Raw genomic sequence first — 232 nt, 5'->3', positions numbered from 1 at the left:
CATCACCAGCACCTTAGCTGGTCAGATCGTCATGGAAGGTTATTTACACATCCGCTTACCGCTATGGCAACGACGGCTGCTTACTCGCGCTGTCACGCTAATTCCGATTCTGATTATCGGTATGTTAGTCGGCTTTAGTGACGCTGCCTTTGAAAACTTGATCATTTACGCGCAAGTGGCACTCAGCATCGCCCTCCCCTTTACCTTGTTGCCACTAGTTGCGCTGACAAAT

General features: G+C 49.6%; 1 protein-coding gene. It reads left to right on the top strand.

Annotated elements, in window-relative coordinates; genetic code table 11:
• The coding region (locus tag IEQ44_RS18810) for a divalent metal cation transporter (RefSeq protein WP_193639499.1) at positions 1-232 on the top strand (232 nt) is incomplete at both ends.

Source organism: Nocardioides malaquae, assembly GCF_015070385.1.
GTDB classification, from domain to species: domain Bacteria; phylum Actinomycetota; class Actinomycetes; order Propionibacteriales; family Nocardioidaceae; genus Nocardioides; species Nocardioides malaquae.
The sequence above is the reverse complement of the archived record's forward strand: the minus strand, read 5'-3'. Positions and strand labels throughout refer to the sequence as shown.